Source organism: Bacillus sp. BP-3 (assembly GCF_028401955.1).
Lineage (GTDB): Bacteria > Bacillota > Bacilli > Bacillales > Bacillaceae_G > Bacillus_A.
This window is the reverse complement of sequence record NZ_JAQOTJ010000021.1, coordinates 54,920-57,016: the sequence shown is the minus strand read 5'-3', so window position 1 is coordinate 57,016 and position 2,097 is coordinate 54,920. Positions and strand designations below refer to the sequence as shown.

Annotated in this window: 3 protein-coding genes and 2 pseudogenes; all 5 read right to left on the bottom strand. The window is 34.7% G+C overall.

The window, feature by feature from the left end:
• Positions 1 to 77: 77 nt before the first annotated feature.
• A pseudogene (locus PLX19_RS22665) lies at positions 78 to 695 on the bottom strand (type IV secretory system conjugative DNA transfer family protein); the annotation flags it as partial.
• Positions 696 to 753: 58 nt separating this feature from the next.
• Positions 754 to 918 (bottom strand): hypothetical protein, encoded by a 165-nt coding sequence (locus tag PLX19_RS22660; RefSeq protein WP_272191112.1) that lies wholly within the window; start codon positions 916 to 918, stop codon positions 754 to 756.
• On the bottom strand, positions 915 to 1,346 hold the full coding sequence (locus PLX19_RS22655) for a hypothetical protein (protein ID WP_272191111.1): 432 nt from the start codon (positions 1,344 to 1,346) through the stop codon (positions 915 to 917). Before PLX19_RS22655 ends, PLX19_RS22660 begins: the two co-directional genes overlap by 4 nt.
• A gap of 50 nt (positions 1,347 to 1,396) precedes the next feature.
• Positions 1,397 to 1,810: an ATP-binding protein gene (locus PLX19_RS22650; RefSeq protein ID WP_272191110.1), complete on the bottom strand. Its 414-nt coding sequence runs from the start codon at positions 1,808 to 1,810 to the stop codon at positions 1,397 to 1,399.
• Positions 1,811 to 1,914: 104 nt separating this feature from the next.
• A pseudogene (locus tag PLX19_RS22645) lies at positions 1,915 to 2,097 on the bottom strand (hypothetical protein); the annotation flags it as partial.

The window sequence follows — 2,097 nt, the reverse complement described above, 5'->3', positions numbered from 1 at the left end:
CTTCTCAGAATGACAGTTCACTGTTGAACTGTAAGTTCGACAGCGCCTAAGCTTTTCACTTAGGAACGTGTCGCACCTCCTTTTGGATCATTAAGAATAAGAGAAGGTTGGATTCCAGCACGAGAATACGCATCGATTGTTGGAAACACATACGTTTCACCTTTACCAGAACGTGTTGTACCAATGATTAAGTTATTAACAGCACCATCATCGATTAATAAATATCCCGCTTTTGCCTTTTCTTTGAATTTTTGAATCTCATGCCACTTTTCCATCCCCTTTGCCTCTACTACCCTTTTTGCTTGTTTTAAAATGGAGTCCCATGAAATCTCATCATAGCGTGAAATGACGATGCCACCTTTTCCTTCATAACGTTCTGTTTTTTCTGGAATAGCTCGATACTGTTGCTTAATCTCTTTTAATATTGCAAAACGAGCCGAGTCTTTTTGATTTTGATTTAAATCTTTAAAGCTTGATCGAATTTTATAGGTGAATTGCAATGTGCATAGAATTGCGATTAAGAACAATATGATATAAACAAAAGAAGGAAGAGAAAAACGATAGGTCTCTTCTATGCCAATGTGAAATGGCTCCGGGTGTAATAAATCTGAAAACGTTGTTTTGAATATCTCAACAATGAGATTACATATAAAATTCTCTAATATAAAAATCACGGTAAATAAAAAAGTACTCATCGGAATGAGTACTTTCCATTTTGCTAATTTATACTTTAGTGGTGCTTTTTGATGCACGTTATCCCTTCCTTTCAACTTCAATACGTATTTCTTTTATATGTCCTTGTTTTAATAATTCCTTTACAGTGTCTTCTATAGATTGTTGGACAAATACTGTATATAAAACAAAAACTAAAACAATCAGCCCAATTACAATAATCAAATTTGTATAAACCATCATCATTTTTGTTTTCCTTTCTCCAAAAGTTCCTCCAATTCAGTATAAAATCTCCATTGTCTATATCCAATTCGAAGAAATAACAAGGCAATAGGTAGTGACATTGAAAAGGCCATTAAAGATGTTAAAACAGATATATGTTGCTCCTCTACAAAAATCATACTTGCAATCAAGCCGACCGCTACTATAATAACCAACGGAATATCCAGTAGCAACGTTCGTTTCGTCAATTTCTTATCCATTATTCCTCGTACAAATAGAGTCATAAGAGCATAAAAGACACAAAAAAGTGTAATTGCATCCACAGTATGATTCTGTGTCCATTCGTAGCCAGAATTATTGATGCTCCGAATGATATAACCAATTCCTAAGACACCCAACAATACATAAAGTCCCAGGCTTATTTTCATCCCAATGGATATCCATCTTTCCATTTTTAAACGCCTCCTTTATTTACTTGTAATTTTGTAAACACAAAGGAGATTCACGGGTTAAACATAATGAATTGAGGGAATTGTTTATCAATTTCTATTGGTGGTAGTGTTTGAAAACTTGCTATTACTTTTGTCTTAGCTACTTTCATTTGTTGTAAAAATGATAAAAATCTATTTATATCATCGTCAAACAAATAATCAGTTTCATCAATTATTACATAGTCACATTGTTTAGCTAAATCGATTATTCCCTTGCTCAAATTCACCTCCGGGCCGGCCGATTTACATAAGTTTATAACATCTAACTTATCCTTAAGATCTTCATACTCACCAATAAGATCTAAAACCATTACGTTATCCAAATTGATGGCAAGTTCTTTTAAAGTTGTTGTTTTACCTGTAGCAACACCACCGACAATCTTTAAATTTTCATTGATATTTAATATCCACTCTGTTTGAAACATGTTTAATCCTCCATTTATAAAAAAGTTGGTTGGAACTCCAACCAACTTTCTATCTTTCTTTATATTGACTTAATGTACATTTTATAATTTCTCCATTACTTAATTCATGCTATTATTGGCGGTTTCGGTTTATCTCCCCCGTCTGTTGGCGGATCTACCGGAGGTTTTGGTTTATCTCCTCCATCCGTTGGCGGATCTACCGGAGGTTTTGGTTTGTCTCCTTCATCCGTTGGCGGATCTACCGGAGGTTTCGGTTTGTCTCCTCCATCCGTTGGTGGATCTACCGG